The 20110-nt window shown below is 66.4% G+C and carries 19 protein-coding genes; 11 read left to right on the forward strand and 8 right to left on the reverse strand.

The features are described from left to right. Positions 1-15: 15 nt before the first annotated feature. Positions 16-1053, forward strand: coding sequence for a 4-hydroxy-2-oxovalerate aldolase (dmpG, locus tag AC1DQR_RS25260; protein ID WP_416051959.1), 1038 nt, complete (start codon positions 16-18; stop codon positions 1051-1053). Continuing rightward, the gene (locus tag AC1DQR_RS25265) at positions 1037-2092 is read left to right on the forward strand and encodes an FAD-binding oxidoreductase (RefSeq protein WP_416051960.1); all 1056 of its coding nucleotides are present in this window, start codon (positions 1037-1039) and stop codon (positions 2090-2092) included. The genes dmpG and AC1DQR_RS25265 overlap by 17 nt, the downstream gene beginning before the upstream one ends. A gap of 30 nt (positions 2093-2122) precedes the next feature. On the opposite strand, the gene AC1DQR_RS25270 is transcribed toward AC1DQR_RS25265, so the two are convergent. Both AC1DQR_RS25270 and AC1DQR_RS25275 read right to left on the reverse strand, forming a co-directional pair. Further along, a complete protein-coding gene (locus AC1DQR_RS25270) occupies positions 2123-3430 on the reverse strand; it encodes an NAD(P)/FAD-dependent oxidoreductase (protein WP_416051961.1) in 1308 nt (435 codons plus the stop codon). Then, entirely contained in the window at positions 3427-4059 is a 633-nt protein-coding gene (locus tag AC1DQR_RS25275) for an HAD family hydrolase (RefSeq protein ID WP_477134001.1), read from the reverse strand. The genes AC1DQR_RS25270 and AC1DQR_RS25275 overlap by 4 nt, the downstream gene beginning before the upstream one ends. Before the next feature lie 125 nt (positions 4060-4184). Between AC1DQR_RS25275 and AC1DQR_RS25280 the strand changes: the two genes are divergently transcribed. The 4 genes from AC1DQR_RS25280 (at position 4185) to AC1DQR_RS25295 (ending at position 7112) form a co-directional block, all read left to right on the forward strand. After that, complete coding sequence (locus AC1DQR_RS25280; RefSeq protein WP_416051963.1) at positions 4185-5183, forward strand: LysR family transcriptional regulator; 999 nt, start codon at positions 4185-4187, stop codon at positions 5181-5183. Then, positions 5180-5548, forward strand: coding sequence for a hypothetical protein (locus AC1DQR_RS25285; protein WP_416051964.1), 369 nt, complete (start codon positions 5180-5182; stop codon positions 5546-5548). The genes AC1DQR_RS25280 and AC1DQR_RS25285 overlap by 4 nt, the downstream gene beginning before the upstream one ends. Positions 5549-5630: 82 nt before the next feature. Then, on the forward strand, positions 5631-6008 hold the full coding sequence (locus AC1DQR_RS25290) for a hypothetical protein (RefSeq protein WP_416051965.1): 378 nt from the start codon (positions 5631-5633) through the stop codon (positions 6006-6008). 72 nt (positions 6009-6080) lie between these two features. Beyond that, complete coding sequence (locus AC1DQR_RS25295; RefSeq protein WP_477134002.1) at positions 6081-7112, forward strand: sensor domain-containing diguanylate cyclase; 1032 nt, start codon at positions 6081-6083, stop codon at positions 7110-7112. 28 nt (positions 7113-7140) lie between these two features. On the opposite strand, the gene AC1DQR_RS25300 is transcribed toward AC1DQR_RS25295, so the two are convergent. From AC1DQR_RS25300 to AC1DQR_RS25315, 4 genes are all read right to left on the reverse strand, one after another. Next, positions 7141-8052, reverse strand: coding sequence for an HpcH/HpaI aldolase/citrate lyase family protein (locus tag AC1DQR_RS25300; protein WP_416051967.1), 912 nt, complete (start codon positions 8050-8052; stop codon positions 7141-7143). Continuing rightward, positions 8049-8705: an RraA family protein gene (locus tag AC1DQR_RS25305; protein ID WP_416051968.1), complete on the reverse strand. Its 657-nt coding sequence runs from the start codon at positions 8703-8705 to the stop codon at positions 8049-8051. The genes AC1DQR_RS25300 and AC1DQR_RS25305 overlap by 4 nt, the downstream gene beginning before the upstream one ends. A 9-nt stretch (positions 8706-8714) precedes the next feature. After that, positions 8715-10067, reverse strand: a complete 1353-nt coding sequence (locus AC1DQR_RS25310) for an MFS transporter (protein ID WP_416051969.1) — start codon at positions 10065-10067, stop codon at positions 8715-8717. Between the two features lie 376 nt (positions 10068-10443). After that, complete coding sequence (locus tag AC1DQR_RS25315) at positions 10444-11193, reverse strand: FadR/GntR family transcriptional regulator (protein WP_043354300.1); 750 nt, start codon at positions 11191-11193, stop codon at positions 10444-10446. 487 nt (positions 11194-11680) lie between these two features. On the opposite strand from AC1DQR_RS25315, the gene gabT reads away from it, so the two are divergent. The 4 genes from gabT to AC1DQR_RS25335 all read left to right on the forward strand — a co-directional run bounded on the left by gabT (position 11681) and on the right by AC1DQR_RS25335 (position 17700). After that, entirely contained in the window at positions 11681-12943 is a 1263-nt protein-coding gene (gabT, locus tag AC1DQR_RS25320; protein WP_416051970.1) for a 4-aminobutyrate--2-oxoglutarate transaminase, read from the forward strand. Between the two features lie 219 nt (positions 12944-13162). Beyond that, a complete protein-coding gene (locus tag AC1DQR_RS25325) occupies positions 13163-14890 on the forward strand; it encodes a thiamine pyrophosphate-binding protein (protein ID WP_416051971.1) in 1728 nt (575 codons plus the stop codon). Between the two features lie 26 nt (positions 14891-14916). Then, complete coding sequence (locus tag AC1DQR_RS25330) at positions 14917-16164, forward strand: Zn-dependent hydrolase (protein WP_477134003.1); 1248 nt, start codon at positions 14917-14919, stop codon at positions 16162-16164. Positions 16165-16200: 36 nt separating this feature from the next. Further along, entirely contained in the window at positions 16201-17700 is a 1500-nt protein-coding gene (locus AC1DQR_RS25335; protein ID WP_477134004.1) for an aldehyde dehydrogenase, read from the forward strand. 48 nt (positions 17701-17748) lie between these two features. On the opposite strand, the gene AC1DQR_RS25340 is transcribed toward AC1DQR_RS25335, so the two are convergent. Then, the gene (locus tag AC1DQR_RS25340) at positions 17749-18504 is read right to left on the reverse strand and encodes a response regulator transcription factor (RefSeq protein ID WP_477134005.1); all 756 of its coding nucleotides are present in this window, start codon (positions 18502-18504) and stop codon (positions 17749-17751) included. A gap of 394 nt (positions 18505-18898) precedes the next feature. Beyond that, entirely contained in the window at positions 18899-19354 is a 456-nt protein-coding gene (locus AC1DQR_RS25345; RefSeq protein ID WP_477134006.1) for a DUF3331 domain-containing protein, read from the reverse strand. Between the two features lie 393 nt (positions 19355-19747). Here AC1DQR_RS25345 and AC1DQR_RS25350 point away from each other — a divergent pair. Beyond that, positions 19748-20110 (forward strand): isochorismatase family protein (locus AC1DQR_RS25350; RefSeq protein WP_477134007.1); only part of this gene is annotated, 363 nt, incomplete at its 3' end.

Below are 20110 nucleotides of genomic sequence, written 5' to 3' on the forward strand. Positions count from 1 at the left end.
AGCCCAGGACAAAAGATGGAACCCAAGCTCTATATCTCCGATGTGACCCTGCGGGACGGCTCGCACGCCATCCGCCACCAGTACAGCATTGCGCAGGTCAAGGCCATTGCGCGCGCGCTGGACGAGGCCAACGTCGATTCAATCGAAGTCGCGCATGGCGATGGTCTGCAAGGCTCCTCATTCAACTACGGCTTCGGCGCGCACAGCGACGTGGAGTGGATCGCAGCCGCCGCCGAATCTGTCACCCGCGCCAAGATCGCCACCTTGCTGCTGCCGGGAATCGGCACCACGCATGACCTGCGCGCCGCCTATGATGCCGGGGCTCGCGTGGTCCGGGTGGCAACGCATAGCACCGAGGCGGACATTTCCCGCCAGCATATCGAGTACGCGCGGGAACTCGGCATGGATACCGTGGGCTTCCTGATGATGAGCCACATGACAACGCCGCAGGCTCTCGCCCAGCAAGCCAAGCTGATGGAAAGCTACGGCGCCACCTGCGTCTATGTGGTGGACTCCGGCGGTGCACTGACCATGAACGACGTGCGCGACCGCTTCCGCGCCTTCAAGGACGTGCTGGATCCCGCCACGCACACCGGCATGCATGCGCACCACAACCTCAGCCTGGGCGTGGCCAACTCCATCGTCGCGGTCGAGGAGGGCTGCAACCGGATCGACGCCAGCCTGGCCGGGATGGGCGCCGGCGCGGGCAATGCGCCGCTGGAGGTGTTCATTGCTGCGGCCGAGCGCCAGGGCTGGTCGCATGGCTGCGACCTCTACAAGCTGATGGACGCCGCAGACGACCTGGTGCGCCCCCTGCAGGACCGTCCGGTGCGGGTCGACCGCGAGACGCTCGCCCTGGGCTATGCAGGCGTGTATTCGAGCTTCCTGCGGCACGCGGAAACGGCGGCTGCCCAGCATGACCTGAAAGCGGTCGACATCCTGGTTGAACTCGGCAAGCGCCGCATGGTGGGGGGGCAGGAAGACATGATCGTGGATGTCGCCCTGGATCTGAAGGCACGGCAACTGGAAGCGCAAGATGGCGCCCGACACTGAAGCGCAGCTGGCGCGGCCAGCGGACCAGGCCGAGCCGGCGATGACTCTGACCATCGCGCCCGCGGGTGTCCAGTTGCGGTGTGCGCCCGGCGCGTCGCTGCTGGATACCGCCGTGTCGCAAGGCTTCTTCCCGAAACACAGTTGCCGCCGGGGTGAGTGCAATGCGTGCGAGGCACGGGTGATCGCCGGGGAGGTCGCATACCCTGCCGGCTTCATCCCGGAAGGGGTGCGGCCGGGGCACTGCCTGACCTGCGTGGCGCGGCCGGTGACCGATGTCATCATCGAAGCGCCGGAAGTCGGCGCCATTCCCGGCCGCCGGGTGGTGCAAGCGCCCGCGCGGGTGGCGCAGGTGCGCCGGGTGAGCCCGGACGTGGCCATCGTGTCGTTGCACGTGCAGGGAGGGACGGATTTCTCGTTTTCCCCCGGCCAGTATATGGACGTGATCCTGCGCGACGGCACGCGGCGCAGCTATTCCATGGCAAACGCGCCGGATGCGCAGGGCACGATCGAATGGCATGTCCGCGCAATGCCCGGCGGGCGGTTCTCGCCGCATGTGTATGAGAAGCTGAAACAGAGGGACGTGCTGCGGCTGGAAGGGCCGTTCGGGGCGTTCACCCTGCAGGAGTCCGATGCCCCGGTCATCCTGCTGGCATCCGGCACGGGCTACGCGCCAATTGCCTCGTTCATGCGTAGCCACCACGAGGCGCTCGCAAGGCGAGGTGCCACGCTTTATTGGGGCGGCCGGCGCAAGGAAGATCTCTACGCGTGGGACGACGCGGCGCACTGGGCTGCTTCCAGCGAACGCTTGCGTTTCGTTCCCGTGCTGTCCGAGCCGGATGGCTCATGGACAGGGCGCACGGGCTTTGTGCACGAGGCGGTCGCTTGCGACTTCCCGGATCTCTCGGCGTTTGAGGTGTACGCCTGTGGCAATCCGCTGATGGTGGATGCAGCCAGCCACGTGCTGACGCGCGACAACGGGCTGCTTCCGGGCCGGTTCCATAGCGATGCGTTCATCACGGCAATCAAGCCGGCAAGATAGACGCCACGCTTTTCGTCAGGAAAGCGCGGCTCAGTGCAGCCGCGTGCCCGCCGCCAGCAAACGCTCCAGCCCCTGGGCCAGCGTCATCCCCAGCGCGCGTCCCCAGCCGTGGATGGCGAGCACGTGCCGGCGGTAGACGGCATGGTGGAGCACGGCGGCAAACCTGCCTTCGATATGCCAGCCGCTCTCCTTGCCCGGCGCGGCCAGGCTGGCGATGGCGCTGCTTCCCGCCAGGCAGACCAGCGAGCCATAGTCGCGATACCGGAACCCCTCGGTGTGCTTGCCCGCCAAGCGCCGTGGCAATGCTTGCGCAAGATACAGCGCTTGCTGATAGGCAACCTGCGCGCGCGTGGGGAGCTCTGCATCGAGGTCCTGGGGCCGGCAGCTGGCGCAGTCGCCGATCGCGTAGATATGTTCGTCCTCGACGCTCTGCAGGGTGGGCAGCACGCGGATCTGCCCTTTGGCATTGACCGGCAGCCCGAAGCTGGCCAGCATGCCCGGCGCGGCTATGCCGGCCGCCCACACCACGACATCCGCCTGCATGGGTCCCTGGCCGGCCATGGTCAGGCCGCTCTCGCTCACGGACGTCACGCGGGCGCCGCACTGGACGCGGATGTTCAGCCGCGCGAGCTGCTCGCCGGTGCGATCCGCGATCCGGGCGCCGAGGCCGGGGAGCACCCCGGGGGAAGCTTCGATCAGGCAGATGTCCACGTCCTTCACCGGGTCGAGCCGGTGGATGCCGTAACGGTTCAGCACGCTGGACGTGCGGCGCAACTGGGCCGCGAGCTGCACGCCGGTGGCGCCCGCGCCGACGATGGCGACGCGGACTGTGCCGGTGGGCGCTTGCGGCTGTGCCGCGGCCTGCGCGGTCTTGCGGCGCAAGGCGGTGAACACGCGGTCGCGCACCTGCTCCGCGCTGCTCACGCTGTCCAGCGTCAGGGCGTGCTCACGCGCGCCGGGCACGCCGAAGTACTGCGTGACGCCGCCAACGGCAAGCACCAGCTTGTCGTAGCCGATGGACTGGATCTTTGCGCCCTCGCCATGGCCGGTGCCGGCGATAGCCACGGAGATGGTGCGGTTGATGCGATCCACCGCCTGCAGGTCGCCCTGCACGTAGCGGAAGCGATGGCGCTCGGCCTGCAGCGCGAAGGACGTATGGTGAACCACGGGCTCGAGCCTGCCCGCGGCCACTTCATGCAGCAGTGGCTTCCACAGGTGCGTGGGGCTGCGGTCGACCAGCACGATTTCAGCGAGCCCTGGCTTGCCTAGCCGCCTGGCGAGGCGGGTGGCGACCTGCAGTCCGGCGGCGCCGCCGCCGACGATCACGATGGTGTTCATGGGAAACTCCGTGATTGCGGTCTTGTTGCTGCGAGCGGCTCCGGCCGCTGCTTGCCGTCCACCATGCACTCCAACGCATGGAAGTCCGGCCAGGGCGCATCCGGCGATCCTGAGAGCACGGCGGATCCCCCTGCCTGGCGCGGCGCATCGTCATACGCTGGCTGAACACTGGCTGTGTGCATGCCGACGGCTTGCGCGGCGCGCAGGCTGCTCGGCGTGGCGCCAACCAGCAAGGCGCGGTGCGCCGGTACGTCGGCCGTGCGCAGGATCAGCCGGTAAAGCTCGATCTCGGTTTCCCGGGGCAGCAGCGCGTCCGCCGTGGCGACGACGGTAAAGCGGCCCATCCAGTCCGGCCCGATGGCGCTATCGAGCAGGAGGTGCAGCGTGCGCGATGCGACCGGCGCGGCAAGCGCCAGCCGCGCGCCGCCCAGCTCCGCGCTGCGCATGAGCTGCGTGGCCTGGGCACGGATTTCGGCCGGCTTGCCGGCACGCACGCCGGTGCAAGCATCCTCATGCGAGTGGAGCAGGGCGTCGCGTTCTCGCGGTGCTGCGCCGAAGCCGGACTTGCGCAGTTCGTCCGCGCGGATGAGTACATCGTCCAGGGTAAGCACCAGCAATTCCAGCGACATTTTTCGTCTCCCTATGCACTACGTTTCGATACGCGGACGCGATTGCGTTTCCGGTCAGGGCACTATAAGGTAGCCGCTTCATATTGAAAAATTGGTTTATAAAACCGACCAATAGGTTTTCTACTATGAATCGCACCACCACCTTCCGGCAGCTCAATGCCATCGATGCCATTGCCCGCCTGGGCGGCGTTTCCCGCGCGGCGGAGGAATTGCACATCACGCAGCCAACGGTGTCGCTGCAGCTCAAGCTGCTCGAGGAAGCGATCGGGGCGCCGCTGCTGCAGCGCGCGGGCCGGGGCACGCAGCTCACGCCCGCCGGTGAGGTGATGGCGGGCTACGCCGGTCAGATCCTGCGGCTGTGGCGCGAAGCCACCGAGGAGGTGGCGGCCCTCAAGGGCAACCTGGCCGGCACGCTGCGGGTCGGCGCCATCACGACGGCGGAGTACCTGCTGCCCTCGATGCTGGTGGCATTCACCGCGGACCAGCCCGACGTCAAGATCAAGCTCCATGTGGGCAACCGCGAGGAGATCGTGCGGATGCTGGCCATGCATGAGATCGACCTTGCCATCATTGGCCGGCCACCCACGGACATCCGCACGCAGGCGACGCCGTTCGCCAAGCACCCCATGGCATTCATCGCGGCGCCGGACCATCCTTTGATGGCGCGCCGCAATCTCACGCTGCAGGACCTGGTGGCGGAGAACCTGCTGGTGCGCGAGCGCGGCTCCGGCACGCGCAATACCGTGGAGCGGCTGTTCAGGGAGGCCGGCCTGCGGCTGCCCCTGGGTTCCGAGCTGTCCAGCAACGCGGCGATCAAGCGGATGGTGTCGGCAGGGTTGGGGCTTGCATTTCTCTCCCTGCACGCCTGCACCCTGGAATTCCAGGCCGGGCTGATCGGGCTGTTGCCGCTGCAAGGCAATCCCATCGAGCGCGACTGGTACGTACTGAACCTGCCGGGCGTACGCCTGCCGCGCGTGGCGGTTGCCTTCCGTGGCTACCTGGTGGAGCAAGGCCAGGCGGAAATCAACCGGCAGCTGGAGTCCTTTGACGTGATACTGCGCCGCCTGCACGCGCGCGCGCGGCGCCAGCGCAAGGCAACGCCTGGGCAAGGGGAGCGATCATGAGGCCCGGCATGCCGATGCGCCATGTCATGGCGGCGCTTGCGCTCGGGCTGGCATGCACGGCGGCGCAGGCCCGCGGGCCGGAGGTGCCGTACAATCCGCCTCCCATTCAGGATCTGGCGCAGATACAGCAGGCTGCCGCGGCGTTCGTGGCTGCGCAGAACCAGCAAGCGGGCACCCGCTGGGTAGCGGGCGAGCCGAACAACAAGGTGCTGGTGCCCCGCTGCGCCAAGGCCCTGGGCGTGCAATGGGCGCCGAAAAGCCAGGGGCTGTCCAGCCAGAGCGTAGCGGTGCGCTGCCCGCGTACCGCAGGCGGCTGGACCCAGCGCTGGGAGGTCTTCGTCCCGGTGAGGCAGGCCGCACGTTGACGCGCCGGCGCGTTGGCCAGTTGGTCCGTTGGCCCGCTGGCGAATGGGAAATCCCTTGGTTTGGGCAATCACTTAACAATAAATGAAGAAAAAGTCTCTTCTAATTGCTGCCGCGGCAATCGCCATCCTGGCTTACCCCGCATATCTCTACTGTTATTACGGCGTGGCCTATGGCGGCAAGGCGTACAGCCCCAACGGGGCCTTCTACTATCAGAAATACAAGCTGGCCAGCTGGCGTAGCTGGGTGCCGATCATGGCCTTTCCGGGACAAGGCTCGGACAAGCTCTACTATGTGAACGGCTATGTGCGGGTGTACACCGCCGACGGGAAGCAGATCGGCCAGGCATCGGCGTCCGGCGTGCCGTTGGCGGAGGTGTTCTGGGCTGGCGATGCGCTGGTGGTGATGGACGGCAGCTCCGATCAGGATGGCCCCATCATGCTGCCGGGGCGCTCGGACTGACCGGCGCAAGGCATTCAAGTTTGCGGATGGCTCGCCGTTAGGAGGGGCACCTGTTGATTTCGAAAGTAGATCTTGCGCCTCGCCACTGAATACGACCGCCCCGCCAGCAGGCTGCTGCCGGCCGAGATTGACGCCGGCGGGCAGCATGCCGAGCCGTCCGTCATCGACTGGCTGCTGCACGATGACCAGGTGATCCGCGAATGCTTTCGCCATGCCGCCGCGATCCTGAAGAATGCGACGGGTGCCGCCATGACGGCGGTCACGCTGCTCGACGAGGAGCACCAGCACTATCGGGCCGCGGTGGGCATGCCGCTTTCGCCTATCTCGCGCAAGCATTCGCTTTGCGATCATGTGGCGCGGCACGGCGACCTGTTCGTGCTCGAGGACGCGCTGGCCGATCCACGCTTTGGCGAATGCATGCTGGTCAGATGCTTCCCCTTCGTGCGTTTCTACGCAGCGATCCCGATCAAGGCGCCCTGTGGCACGGTCGTCGGTGCGCTCTGCGCGATGGATTCGGCGCCGCACCGCATCACCCTGGCGCAGTGCGAGGTCTTCAGGCACCTGCGTGCCATGGTCGAGAACGACCTGAAGCTGCGCACTGCCACCGCGATCGATCCGCTCACGCAACTGTTCAACCGGCGCGCCATGCTGGAGAGCGTTCGCCGCAGATGGCATGAAACGGCCGACGGAGAAGAAATCGGCGCGGTCATGGTCGACGTCGACTGGTTCAAGCGATACAACGACGCCTACGGGCATCCGGCCGGCGACACCTGCCTGCGCGAGGTCGCATCGGTGCTGCAATCGATTGCCGATGCGCATCGCATGATCGCCGGGCGCCTGGGCGGGGAAGAGTTCGGGCTGCTTCTGTGCGGCGCGCCACGGCCAGCGCTGGAGACGGCGCTGGAAGACCTGCGCCTGAGCGTGGAGCGCTTGAAGATCGAGCACCGCGGCTCGCCGTTCGGCAGCGTGACGCTGAGCATCGGCGCATCGCTGGCGCGCAAGAAGGGCGCCGTCGAGCCCGGGTCTCGCGAGGGGTTCGCGCTTGCGGACCGCGCGCTCTATATGGCCAAGGCCGACGGCAGGAACAAGGTGGTCATCATCTAGATGGGCAACTCGCTGACTGGCTAACCTGCTAGCAGGCCGCCGTGCCTCCGGCGGCCTGCGCCCATTGCACGAACCCGGCATGGCGCGCCAGCAGGCGGCGTGCCGTGTTGTAGTCCGGCGAATCGATGTGCGGGCCCTGCGCGGGCTTGCCGTCACGCACCGCCTCATACCTGCCTACCCTGTCTTGCGCCTGCGCGACCTGCTGCGCCGATGGTGTCAGCGCGGCGTGTATCGCGGCGACCTGATGCGGGAACACCGTGCATTTCGCCTTCAGCCCGATCCGCCGGGCCCAGGCGAGGTCCTCAGCCAGTGCCGTAGCGTCCTGGTAGTTGAACGGACAATCGATCGGCACGCAGCCTGCGGCAATGCAGTCCACCAGGAAGCGCGCGCGCACATGATGCAGCTCGACGCCGTCCGGGCCTCGCACCGCATCGAGATCCGCGCTCAGGTCTTCCGCCGCCAGCAGGCAGGCACTGACGCGCGGGCTGGCCGACAGGATGGCTGGCGCGGCAACGATGCCCCGCGCGGATTCCAGCGTTGGCACGATCTCGGTGTGGCCTTGCGGCAAGCCAAGCTCACGCTCAAGGCCAGTGATCAGCTGGTCGAGCGCCAGGATCTGCGCGCCCGACTCGGTGTGCGGCAGCAGGATCGCCGCGGGCGCGCCCGGCAGCACGCCGCGCAGGTCATCCAGCCCGTCGCCATCCAGCTTGTTGACGCGCACGGCGCCGACAATGCCGCGCGCCCGGCATTCGCCCATCAGGGCGGCGATCCGCACGCGCGCCGCGGGACGGTCCGCGGGGCTGGTGAATTCCTCCAGGTCGGCGACCACCACATCCGGGCCGCTCTCCAGGGCCGCGTGCTGGCGCACGGGGTCCAGGCCGGGCACGAACAGCCAGCTGCGCCGCAGTCCTGGCGGCCGTCTTGTTGCTTGGGCGCTCATGGCGTTTCTCTCGCAGCGGGCGCGTGGCCATCGCCCTGGAACAGCACGGCACTGGCTGGCTCACCCGCCTGCAGCCGGGCCAGGATCGCCGGCTCGGCTTCATCGGAAGCCAGCGCCTGGTTGATGATGCTGGCGGCGACATCCGGCGCCAGGAACAGCACGCCGTTGTCATCCGCCAGCACGATGTCTCCCGGGTTGACGGTGACGCCGCCGCAGATCACTGGCTCATTGACGGCGCTGCCGCCGTCGTCGATGCGCTTGGTGGTCAGGACGCTGGTGCCGCGCGCGAATATCGGCATCCCCATGGCGCGCAGCTCCAGAATGTCCGTCACCACGCCGTCCACGATGATGCCCCTGGCGCCGGCGCACAAGGCCGCGGTGCCGGTGACGGCGCCAACGGGGGCATGCGCATGGTCGCCGCAGGCGTCGATCACCAGCACATCGCCGGGCGTGAGGCTGGCCAGCGCCCGGTTCACGGCAATGGCGTTGGGCGTGGCCAGGCGCAGCGTGACGGCACGGCCAACGACCTTCACGTTGGGCGCGAGCGCGCGGATCTCGTGGCTGGCAAAGCCGTCTTCAAGGAAATGCCCGAGCGTGGGGAAGCTCACGCGTTCAAGCTGGCGCAGCAGCGCCGTGTCAAGTTTGGCTTGCATGGCGCTCACTCAGGACAGCGAGGTGGTGGCGTCCACCCCGGTGGCCGCCGCCGGGGCACGCCTGCTGAGCGTCTCGGCCAGCAGCAACAGCGCGGCGGCGGAAATCAGCGCGGAGCCGATCATGTACCACGCAACGGAAGAGCCGCGGCCCGTGGCGGACAGCAGCGCGGTGGTGATGATCGGCGTGGCGGCGCTCCCCAGCAGCCCGGACAGCATGTAGCTGATCGACAGGCCCGAGTAACGCACCTTGGTGCCGAACAGCTCCGCCAGGAACGTGGCGATCGGGCCGTAGTTGGCCGCGAAGGCGCTCATCATCAGCAGGTAGCCGAGCAGGGCGAACGAGAACACCTTGGTGTCCAGCAGCCAGAACAGCGGGAAGGCAAGCAGCGCCTCGGCGATGATGCCGCCGATGATCACCGGCTTGCGGCCCACCTTGTCCGACAGCAGGCCAAACAGCGGCAGCAGCACGATGCACAGCGCGCACGAGATCAGCGCGATGGTGAGCATCTGGTTGCGGGAGAAGCCAAGCGTCTGCGTGCCGTACGTCAGCCCGAACGCCACGATCAGGTTGAAGGCCGTGCCGGTCGACATCGTCGCGATGCCGCCCAGCAGGACCTGCTTCCACGATTTCGTCAGCACTTCCGCCAGCGGGATCTTCACTTGCGCGGCGGTGGCCTTGACCTTGCTGAACGACGGCGTTTCCGACGTGTTCAGGCGGATGTACATGCCCACGCCCACCAGCAAGACGCTGGCCAGGAACGGAATGCGCCAGCCCCAGGACAACAGCGCCTCATTCGACAGCACGGCATTGCAGAGCAGGAACGCCAGGTTGGCGATCAGCGTGCCGGCGGGCACACCGATCTGCACCCACGATCCGTACAGGCCGCGCTTGTCGGCCGGGGCGTGTTCCACCGCCATCAGCACCGCGCCGCCCCACTCGCCGCCCAGGGCCAGGCCCTGGATCACGCGCAAGGTGAGCAGCAGGATGGGCGCCCAGATACCGATCGAGCGGTAGTCCGGCAGCAGGCCGATGGCAAAGGTGGCCGAGCCCATCATGATGAGCGAGATCAGCAGCATGGACTTGCGGCCGACCTTGTCGCCGAAGTGGCCGAACAGCGCGGCGCCGAGGATACGGGCCAGATAGGCCGATGCGAAGGTGCCAAAGGCGAGCAGCGTGCCGGTGAGCGGGTCAAAGGCCGGGAAGAAGACCTTGTTGAAGACCAGGGCCGAGGCCGTGGCGAAGATAAACAGGTCATACCACTCGACCGTGGTGCCGATGACGCTGGCCGCGGCAATCTTCTTCATGTTGCGGGGCGCTCGCCCGGCTTCGGGCTGGTGGGTGGGGGCGTGGTCGGGGTTCATGAGGCTTTCCAGTAATGCGGGCAGGCTTGGGCACGCGTGAGGTAAGGGGGCCGGTGCGGGGTGATGCTTTGGATGTTTTTGTTCGGGTGGTCAGGCCAATATAGCGTAGATGACCGAGAAATTAAGCGTAATAGGTAGTTGTTCTAGGTCTGGTGGGCGGGTGGTCCGGCCTGTTGGGGCGAATTTCACCACTTCGGCTTCGCTAACGCAAGCCACGTGCCAGCAAGAAAAGTGACTAAATGTCACTTTTCGTTAAGGTCTGCGCGTGGAATTGGTGCGAAAGTGGGCGGCGGGAGGAGCTGGATTGGGCCTGGCTTGCACCAGCGGTGTGCGCCCGGACCCGGATTGCCCGGGCCCGGCAAAGGGTCTGTCTGGCCTACTCGGCGATGTCTTCGGACAAGCGCGACACAATCGCCAGCAGATGGAACGACATGGCGTGGCGCGCCCGGATGGGGTCCCGCGCCACAATCGCGCTGACGATGCGGTCGTGCTCACCAACCGCCGCGCGCCAGGCAGACGCATCCACAAAGTGCTTGTCGAGCCGCTTATACAGGGGGCTGGCCTCGCACAGATCCCATACATGGGTGACCACCGATGCCAGCGCCGCATTGCCGCAAGCATCGGCGATGGCCTGGTGGAAGGCTCGGTCGTGCGCGAAGTCGCCAGCTTCCGGCGACTGATCGGGGTTCATCTTCCGGTGCGCCTCTTCGATGGCGGCGATCTGCTCGGGGGTGCCTTGCTGGGCTGCCAGCGCCGCGCATTCCGGTTCGAACAGCGTGCGCGTCTCGATCAGCTCGAACGGGCTGGCTTCCAGCGCCGCGCCCAGGCGGGCATCGATCTCGGCCGCCGGATCGGGCTCGGTGCCGTTGGTGGCGGCCTGCCCGTTCTCCTTGGGTTCCAGCACGAATACGCCGCTGCCGACGCGCACCTCGATATAGCCGCCGATCTCGAGCGCGATCAACGCTTCGCGCAACGTCGAGCGCGCGACGTTGAGCTGCTCGGCCAGCTCACGCTCCGCTGGCAGGCGCTCGCCGGGGGCGAACTCGCCTGCGCTGATTTTCTTGGCAATCTGGTCGGCGATCAGCCGGTAAAGGCGCTGCGCTGAAACCGCTTGAAGTAAGGACATGAAGGCAAGGCCGCTGCAAATTGACTGATGGTCTGATCAATACAGCAAAACCCGGTGTCTGTTCAAGGGGCAGGGTGGGTTTCTCCCGGCTTTCCGGGGCGCCAGCGGGAGTGGTCCGGCCAATTGGCCCCGGATTGGCAGCATGCCGGGCGTGCGCTCCGGGTGCTATCGGTCGTCTTTCCCGCACATCGCTGCATGTGTTCTGGGTAAAACGTGAAGCAATCGCCTTCAATTGGACTGACCACCCTGTCAAAAAATCAAAACATTTGGCAATTCTTCTGCGAAAGCCATAGAATTGGTCCGGCCACCGGTTGAGTTACAAGCCCGGAGACACAAAAAGCGGCTTTAACGCCATCCGACGGGTCGCACTGGTCTGACCCGAAGCCAGACCCGAAGCGCTTTCCCCCGATTTCCCGGCCGGCCCCTCGCGGCGCCGGCCGTCCAGATCCTGACAAGACAGCAGGACACCAATGCAATGGAGCATGCAATGAAGAACGCAGACCTGGTACGCCGCAAAGATGCCGCCACGCCCCGTGGCGTTGGTGTGATGTGCAACTTCTATGCCGAGCGCGCCGAGAACTCGGAACTGTGGGATGTCGAAGGCAACCGCTACATCGACTTCGCGGCTGGCATCGCCGTGCTCAATACCGGTCACCGCCATCCGCGCCTCGTGCAAGCCATGCAGGCACAGATGGAGCGCTTCACGCACACCGCCTACCAGATCGTTCCCTATGCCAGCTATATCGAACTGGCCGAGAAGATCAACGCCCGCGCGCCGGGCGCGTTTGCCAAGAAGACCGCGTTTTTCACCACCGGCGCCGAGGCCGTCGAGAACGCCATCAAGATTGCCCGTGCGGCCACCGGGCGCCCCGGCGTCATTGCCTTCTCCGGCGGTTTCCACGGCCGCACCATGATGGGCATGGCGCTGACCGGCAAGATCGTGCCGTACAAGGTGGGGTTTGGCCCGTTCCCGGGCGACGTGTTCCACGCGCCGTACCCGTACGGGTTGCATGGCGTGAGCGTGCAGGATTCGATCAACGCGCTGCACCAGTTGTTCAAGGCGGATGTGGACCCGAAGCGGGTCGCGGCCATCATCTTCGAGCCGGTCCAGGGCGAGGGTGGTTTCAACGTGGCGCCCGCCGAGTTCGTGCGCGCGCTGCGCGGCATCTGCGACGAGCACGGCATCCTGCTGGTGGCCGATGAAGTGCAGACCGGATTTGGCCGCACCGGCAAGCTCTTTGCCATGGAGCACTACGACGTTACGCCGGACCTGACCACCATGGCCAAGAGCCTGGCCGGCGGCATGCCTTTGTCGGCCGTTTGCGGCCGGGCCGAGATCATGGACGCGCCGGCCCCCGGCGGGCTGGGCGGCACCTACGCTGGCAACCCGCTGGCGGTGGCTTCGGCGCTGGCGGTGTTGGACGTGTTGGAGAGCGAGAAGCTGATCGAGCGCGGCGCCGCGCTCGGCCAGCGGCTGCAGGACAAGCTCGCTGGCCTGAAGTCGCGCGTGCCGGAGATCGGCGAGGTCCGCGGCGTGGGCGCCATGATTGCCGTGGAGTTCCGCAAGGCCGACGGCAGCCCCAATCCCGAATTCACGCGGCAAGTGCAAGACCGCGCCCTGGAGCGCGGCCTGCTGCTGCTCTCCTGCGGTGTCTACGGCAACGTGGTGCGCTTCCTGTTCCCGCTGACCATCCCCGACGCCGTGATGGACGAAGGGCTGGGCATCCTGGAGGCCGCGCTCCTGCAGTAACTGCCGGCGCGCGAGGCCATTTCAAAAAGATTCTGGCGTCGTTGCGCGGCCTGGCCGTACCACTTGTACTGTCTGCGGCCGCGCGCCTAGCCAGAACCGCTTCGCTTCATTTTGAAACAGCCTCTAAGCCCAAGCCCGCAAACATCGTATTCAAGACTTCGAAGGATCGCCGCAGCCAAGCTGAAGCGGGCGGCGATCGCAAAAACGGAATTCACGACCATGAACAAGCAATCGCCGCAAGCATTGCCGGCGCGCACAGAGCGCAACGGTGGCCAGATCCTCATCGACCAACTGATTATCCAGGGCGTGAAACGCGTCTTCCTGGTGCCGGGCGAAAGCTACCTGCCTTGCATCGATGCGCTGTACGACCATCAGGACAAGATCCAGCCCATCGTGTGCCGGCAGGAAAGCGGGGCGGGCTATATGGCCGAGGCGCAAGGCAAGCTGACCGGCGAGCCCGGCATCTGCTTTGTCACGCGCGGCCCCGGCGCCACCAACGCCAGCATCGCCGTGCACACCGCCTACCAGGATTCGACCCCCATGATCCTGTTCGTTGGCCAGGTCGGCAACGATTTCTACGAGCGCGAAGCGTTCCAGGAGGTCGACTACCGCCGCATGTTTGGCCAGATGACCAAATGGGTGGCGCAGATCGACCGCACCGACCGCATTCCCGAATTCATCGCGCGGGCCTTCGCGGTGGCCACTAGCGGACGGCCCGGCCCGGTCGTGCTGGCGCTGCCGGAAGACACGCTGTGGGGCAAGGCTACGGTGGCCGATGTGCCGCGCTACCGGCGTGCCCACAGCGCGCCGACGCCCGACGCCGTGGCCTCGCTGGCCGAACTGATCGAGCAGGCGGAGCGTCCGTTCCTGCTGCTAGGCGGATCGGGCTGGACGCCGGAGGCCTCGCGGCAGATGGAAGGGTTTGCCGAGCGCTTCGCGCTGCCGGTCGGGGTGGCCTGGCGCCGCCTGGAGTGCTTCGACAACCATCATCCGAACTTTGCCGGGCACGTGGGCTGGGCCATGCCCGAATCGCTGCGCAAGCGCGTACAGGAAAGCGACCTGCTGATCGCCGTGGGCACGCGCATGGGCGAGGCTACCAGCGAGGGCTATACGGTGGTGGAGAGCCCGCTGCCGAAGCAGAGACTGGTCCATGTGTACCCCGACGCCAATGAGCTTGGCCGCGTGTTTCATCCCACGCTGCCGATTGCCGCGGACGTGGTTTCGTTTGCCGCCGCGGTGAGCGAACTCTCCCCATCGCGTTGCCTGGGGGCGCGCAACGCCGGGCACGACGCCCACCAGGTCTACCTGGCCGAGCAGGAACCCAAGGCCGCGCCGGGCGCCCTCAACCTCAACGTGGCCGCCTGCCACGTCCGCGACAACGTGCCGGAGGACACCTGCATTACCGTTGGCGCGGGCAACTACGCCTTGTACCCGCATGCCTACTACCGCTTCAAGGGCGTTGGCACCAGCCTGGCGCCGACCGTGGGATCGATGGGCTACGGCCTGCCGGCGGCCATTGCCGCCAAGCTCGAGAACCCCGATCGCACCGTGATCTGCTATGCGGGCGATGGTTGCTTCCAGATGAACCTGCAGGAACTCGGCGTGGCCATGCAGTACCGGGTCGGCATCGTCGTGCTGGTCTTCAACAATGGTATCTGGGGCACCATCCGCGCGCACCAGGAACGCGAGTTCCCGGGTCGCACCGTGGCGCTTGGCTTTGACAATCCGGAGTTCAGCGAACTGATCCGCGCCTATCGCGGGTATGGCGAGATTGTCGCCAGTGATGAAGCGTTCGGTCCCGCTTTTGCGCGTGCCCTTGCGTTCGCCAACACCCAGCAGCTGCCTGCCTTGCTGGAGCTGCGCTATGACGCGGACGGCATCGCGCCGGGCATGACCTTGTCGCAGATCCGCTCGGACGCACTCGCCCGGCAAGCGCACGCGAAGTAATCGCCACGACGGCAAGGAGAGAGAACATGAGCATGCTGGCAATCAACGGCGAGCGCCTGTGGCAGTCGCTGATGGACCTCGCCGCGATCGGCGCCACGCCCAAGGGCGGCAATGCGCGCCTGGCGCTGACGGCGCTGGATGGGCAGGGGCGCGACCTGGTGACCGGTTGGATGCGCGCAGCCGGACTGAGCGTGACGGTCGACCAGGTCGGCAATATCTTTGCCCGCCGGGCAGGGCGCAACAACGCGCTGGCCCCGGTCATGACCGGCAGCCATATCGACACGCAGCCCACCGGCGGCAAGTTCGACGGCTGCTATGGCGTGCTGGCCGGCCTGGAAGTCATGCGCACCCTGAACGACCACGGCATCACCACCGAGGCTCCGCTCGAAGTGGCCATCTGGACCAATGAAGAAGGCTCGCGCTTTGTCCCGGTGATGATGGGTTCCGGCGTGTTTGCCGGCATCTTTCCGCTGGAGACCGCGCTGTCGGCCACCGATGTGGCGGGCAAGCGGGTGGCGGATGAACTGGCGGCCATCGGCTATGCCGGCGACGCGGAAGTCGGCCGCCAGGTTGGCGCCTACTTCGAAGCCCATATCGAACAGGGGCCGGTGCTCGAGGCCGAGGACAACGTGATCGGCGTGGTGACCGGATCGCTGGGCCTGCGCTGGTACGACGTCACCGTGACCGGCATGGAGGCGCACGCCGGCCCCACGCCGATGCCGCTGCGCAAGGACGCGCTCTATGGCGCCACGTTCCTGATGCAAGAAGTGATCCGCATCGCCAACGACTTCGCGCCGCACGGGCGCGGCACGGTGGGCGTGGTCAAGGTCCATCCGTCGTCGCGCAATGTCATTCCCGGAGCGGTGACGTTCACGGTCGACCTGCGCCATCTCGACCCGGTGCGGCTTGCCGGGATGGATGCGCGCTTTCGCGCGGCTTGCGCGGCCGTCGCGGACGGCACCACCACCGGCGCGGCCCTGGATGTGGTTGTGGAAGACGTGCAGTACTTCGCGCCCACGCCGTTCGCGCCCGAGCTGATCCGCCACGTGCGCCAGGAAGCCGACGCGCGGGGCTACAGCCATCAGGACATCGTCACCGGCGCAGGCCATGACGCGGTCTATATCGCCGGCGTGGCGCCCACCGCGATGATCTTCGTGCCGTGCAAGGACGGCATCAGCCACAACGAAATCGAAGACGCCAAGCCGGAGCATCTGGAAGCCGGGGCCAATGTGCTGCTCGGCGCCATGGTGGCGCAGGCGAACGCGAGCGCCTAAGCGGGCCGAAACCCCAATGCATGCCAGGAATCCACGATGAGTGACTTGAGAGATCTCGCCTATTGGCGCAAGCAGGCCGCAACGGTATCGATCCGTTCGCAAGCCTATATCGATGGCTGCTGGGCCGACGCCGCCGACGGCGCCACCTTCGAGACCATCAACCCCGCCACCGGCAAGGCGCTGGCCAGCGTCGCGGCCTGCGGCGCGCAGGACGTCGACCGCGCGGTAGCCGCGGCGCGCAAGGCGTTTCAGTCTGGCGTCTGGTCGGACATGCCGCGCAGCGCCAGGAAGGCCACGCTGTTAAGGCTGTCGCACCTGATCGACACGCATCGCGAAGAGCTCGCGTTGCTGGAAACGCTCGACATGGGCAAGCCCATTGCCGAGACGCTGCAATACGACATCCCCGAAGCCGGCCGCACTTATGCCTGGTACGCCGAAGCCATCGACAAGATCTACGATGAGATCGCGCCGACGGGCCCCGACGTGCTGGCCACCATCACGCGCGAGCCGCTAGGCGTGGTGGCGGYGGTCGTGCCCTGGAACTACCCGCTGCTGATGGCCAGCTGGAAGGTGGCGCCCGCGCTGGCCGCCGGCAACAGCGTGGTGCTCAAGCCCGCGGAGCAGTCCCCGCTCACCGCGCTGCGGCTGGCGGAACTCGCCGAAGAAGCGGGCATCCCGGCGGGCGTCTTCAATGTGGTGCCAGGTCTTGGCGCCGCCGCCGGGCAGGCACTTGGCCGCCATCCCGACGTGGACTGCATTGCCTTTACCGGCTCCACCGCCACCGGCAAGCGCTTCATGGAGTATTCCGGCCAGTCCAACCTCAAGCGCGTCTGGCTCGAGTGCGGCGGCAAGTCCCCGCATATCGTCTTTGACGACTGCCCCGACCTGGACCGCGCCGCGCAGGCCGCCGCCATCGGCATCTTCAGCAACCAGGGCGAGATCTGCATCGCCGGCTCGCGCCTCTATGTGCAAAGCGGCATCTACGACGCGTTCATGGAGAAGCTGGAAGCGCACGCGGCGCGCATGCAGCCGGGCGACCCGCTCGACCCCGCCACCGCCATGGGCGCCATCGTCGACGGCGCGCAACTGCAGCGGGTGATGTCCTATGTGAAGAGCGGCAAGGACGAAGGCGCCCGCCTGCGCGCCGGCGGCAAGCGCGCGCACACGGACAGCGGCGGCTTCTACATGCAGCCCACCATCTTCGAGTGCCCCACGCAGTCGCTCACCATCGTGCGCGAAGAGATCTTTGGCCCGGTGCTGGCGGTGACCCGCTTCGAGTCCGAGGAAGAGGCCATCCGCATGGCCAACGATTCGCCCTACGGGCTGGGCTCGGGACTCTGGACCTCCAACCTGTCCCGCGCCCACCGCGTTTCGCGCAAGCTGCAGGCGGGCCTGGTGTGGGTCAACTGCTATATGGACAGCGACGTGACGGTGCCGTTTGGCGGCGTGAAGCAGTCGGGCTCGGGACGGGACAAGTCACTGCATGCGCTGGACAAGTACACGGACCTGAAGACCACGTGGATCAGTCTGGCGTGACCAGGCAACGCGTCGGCCGGCCAGCGCCGGTCAATGTCGCTCAGCCGCTCAGAGCAGTTCCATCTGCCGGACGGCGGGGGCGTGGCGGTGTGCCAGCGTCAACGCCGGCACGCCGCCAACCGGCCACGCCAGGCTAAAGCCCTGTTGCCGTGCCTTGTAGGCGGCCTCTTCCTTGCCAGCCACCTGGAGCTGCCTGTACATGGCGCGGGCATGCGTCTTGACCGTCGGTGCCGAGATATTCAGCAGGCGGCCTACGGTCTTGACCGCATGCCCTCGGGAGAGCAGTACCAGCACGTCATACTGGCGTTGCGTCAATCCCAGTTGCGTGGCTTCTCGTGTCAACCGCTGGCTCCCGGCGGCGGGCCGCGGTGCCAGCGCAGCCGAGGGCAAGGTGGGCAAGGCGGGGAACAGTGAAAGCTGGCTCGCGCCGGCGCGCTCCGGCTGACGGGTGGCGATACGCCGGATGGCGGTCCTGAGCACGTCGAGCGGGGCGGATTTTGGCAGGCAGCCGCAGAAGCCTTCGGTGATCTCGCCTTGCGGCAGCTGCAGCGGCACGGCATCGCTGAGCAGCAGCACGCGCGGCGCGGCCCATAGCTTGCGTGCCTGGCCGAGCCATTGCCAGCCCGTGTCAGCATCGGCGGGCATGCCAAGGACGATCAGGTCAACGGTGCCGCCGGCATGCAAATGCTCAGGGATTTCCCCCGGGTCGATGGCAGCGACTTGCGCGATGCCTGCAATACTCTCCAGCAGCGTGAGCATTGCAATCCGGAGCAATGGATGGCTTTCAACGAGCACCACGTTCATGCCGTAACTCCCCGTACAAGCGCAAATGCAAATGCAACGGAGACAGGCTGAACCCGCGGGGATGGTACGACATTGCCAGCGCCGACCAGCGCTTGCGCAGGTTTTGCAATCCCCGGATTTCCGACCCTGCCCTGGCGGACCCGCCAGGGCGGCTCTGTGCGTCGTAGAGCCTGCCCGAATATGTAATGTTTTTATCTCGGAGGATATTAGGTTCGGATTATGTTTGAAATCAAGTGGGCATGTTGCATGGATGAAACATCAAACTGCTCGCTATGCATGTCAAATGCGCGCTTCTGGCTATCTTCGTGTGGCGGTCACGGTGTCAGGCACCTCGCGCCTCACAGGCCCGGGTCGCGATCTTGGCGGCCGACGCATGGGGCGGGCCGCGCGTGCCTCATGCCGCCAAGGCATCCTCGCCGCAGGCGTCGGCGTCGGTCCCGCACGCTGCATGTAGCGCGGACGCGAGGATCATGGCTTCGGCGTTGCGCGGCGGTGGCCGGCAGGGGCGCGGGCGGTAGACGGCCTGGCCCTTGGCGATGGGGAGGCCGCTGAGGGCGCACACGCCAGCCTCGCGTGCCGATATCGCAGCCCAGATCTGGGCGCCGTAGCGGCAATGGGTGGCATCGCGCCAGCTGATCACCGCCAAGGTGGGGCTGGTTCGCTCCACCACGCTGACGATGGCGGTGTGGCGGCGGTGCCGGGGATCTTCCTCATCGGGCCAGGCGCAGTCGGCGTACAGCTGGAAGGCCTGACGCGCACGGAGCAGGCCGATGGTGCTATCCCACGGGTCGGGGCGGTCCGCTTGCGCGCATGGGGTGGATGATGTGGCGGGATTCGGGTGCGCTGGCATGGTCAGCTCCGGATGATGGAGGCGGGCGGGGGAGGCAGCCGGACCCCGTCGCGCGGATGAAGGCTGGCGTGCGGACGCCGACCATAAAGACATCTTATGACGCGCGCCGCGCCGCACGCAGTTGTCCATCGGTGCAGGCGCGGTACGACATTGAGATGGCCGGGTTATACGAACGTAGGAGGCGCCCACTGCGGATGGGAAGAAGGCCGTTGCCTGCGGGGGCAATCTCCTTATTTTTCGGTGAGAATCTATGATCAAAATATTTGAATAATGCATCCATTAAATGGCCGATTCTCAGGTGGGTTGCACTCGTATAGTTCACTTCATGGGCGGCAGGAACAAAAAAACCCTGCCCCATGAAATTCAACCAATTTCAATGAGAGCGCCAAGATCATGTCCAATCCGAAACTCGAAGTCCTGACCCCGCAAAACAGCCAGCTGATCTTCATCGACCACCAGCCGCAGATGGCCTTCGGTGTGCAGTCGATGGACCGCCAGGCGATGAAGAACAACGCGGTGGGCCTGGCCAAGGCGGCCAGGATCTTCAATATCCCCACCACCATCACCACGGTGGAGAGCGAGTCTTTCTCCGGCTATACCTACCCCGAACTGCTTGACGTATTCCCGGGCCAGCAGACGCTGGAACGCACCTCGATGAACTCGTGGGACGACCAGAAGGTGCGCGACGCGCTGGCCGCCAACGGCCGCAAGAAGATCATCGTGGCGGGGTTGTGGACCGAGGTCTGCAACACCACC

The organism is Cupriavidus sp. 05L411 (genome assembly GCF_056398045.1).

Excerpts from the sequence above, each read along its gene's own strand:
- dmpG (WP_416051959.1), top strand. The coding sequence starts at position 16 with ATGGAACCCAAGCTCTATATCTCCGATGTGACCCTGCGGGACGGCTCG.
- AC1DQR_RS25265 (WP_416051960.1), top strand. The coding sequence starts at position 1,037 with ATGGCGCCCGACACTGAAGCGCAGCTGGCGCGGCCAGCGGACCAGGCC.
- AC1DQR_RS25290 (WP_416051965.1), top strand. The coding sequence starts at position 5,631 with ATGAAGAAAAAGTCTCTTCTAATTGCTGCCGCGGCAATCGCCATCCTG.
- AC1DQR_RS25315 (WP_043354300.1), bottom strand. The coding sequence starts at position 11,193 with ATGTCCTTACTTCAAGCGGTTTCAGCGCAGCGCCTTTACCGGCTGATC.
- AC1DQR_RS25285 (WP_416051964.1), top strand. The coding sequence starts at position 5,180 with ATGAGGCCCGGCATGCCGATGCGCCATGTCATGGCGGCGCTTGCGCTC.
- gabT (WP_416051970.1), top strand. The coding sequence starts at position 11,681 with ATGAAGAACGCAGACCTGGTACGCCGCAAAGATGCCGCCACGCCCCGT.
- AC1DQR_RS25340 (WP_477134005.1), bottom strand. The coding sequence starts at position 18,504 with ATGAACGTGGTGCTCGTTGAAAGCCATCCATTGCTCCGGATTGCAATG.
- AC1DQR_RS25330 (WP_477134003.1), top strand. The coding sequence starts at position 14,917 with ATGAGCATGCTGGCAATCAACGGCGAGCGCCTGTGGCAGTCGCTGATG.
- AC1DQR_RS25345 (WP_477134006.1), bottom strand. The coding sequence starts at position 19,354 with ATGCCAGCGCACCCGAATCCCGCCACATCATCCACCCCATGCGCGCAA.
- AC1DQR_RS25275 (WP_477134001.1), bottom strand. The coding sequence starts at position 4,059 with ATGTCGCTGGAATTGCTGGTGCTTACCCTGGACGATGTACTCATCCGC.
- AC1DQR_RS25280 (WP_416051963.1), top strand. The coding sequence starts at position 4,185 with ATGAATCGCACCACCACCTTCCGGCAGCTCAATGCCATCGATGCCATT.
- AC1DQR_RS25270 (WP_416051961.1), bottom strand. The coding sequence starts at position 3,430 with ATGAACACCATCGTGATCGTCGGCGGCGGCGCCGCCGGACTGCAGGTC.
- AC1DQR_RS25310 (WP_416051969.1), bottom strand. The coding sequence starts at position 10,067 with ATGAACCCCGACCACGCCCCCACCCACCAGCCCGAAGCCGGGCGAGCG.
- AC1DQR_RS25305 (WP_416051968.1), bottom strand. The coding sequence starts at position 8,705 with ATGCAAGCCAAACTTGACACGGCGCTGCTGCGCCAGCTTGAACGCGTG.
- AC1DQR_RS25325 (WP_416051971.1), top strand. The coding sequence starts at position 13,163 with ATGAACAAGCAATCGCCGCAAGCATTGCCGGCGCGCACAGAGCGCAAC.
- AC1DQR_RS25300 (WP_416051967.1), bottom strand. The coding sequence starts at position 8,052 with ATGAGCGCCCAAGCAACAAGACGGCCGCCAGGACTGCGGCGCAGCTGG.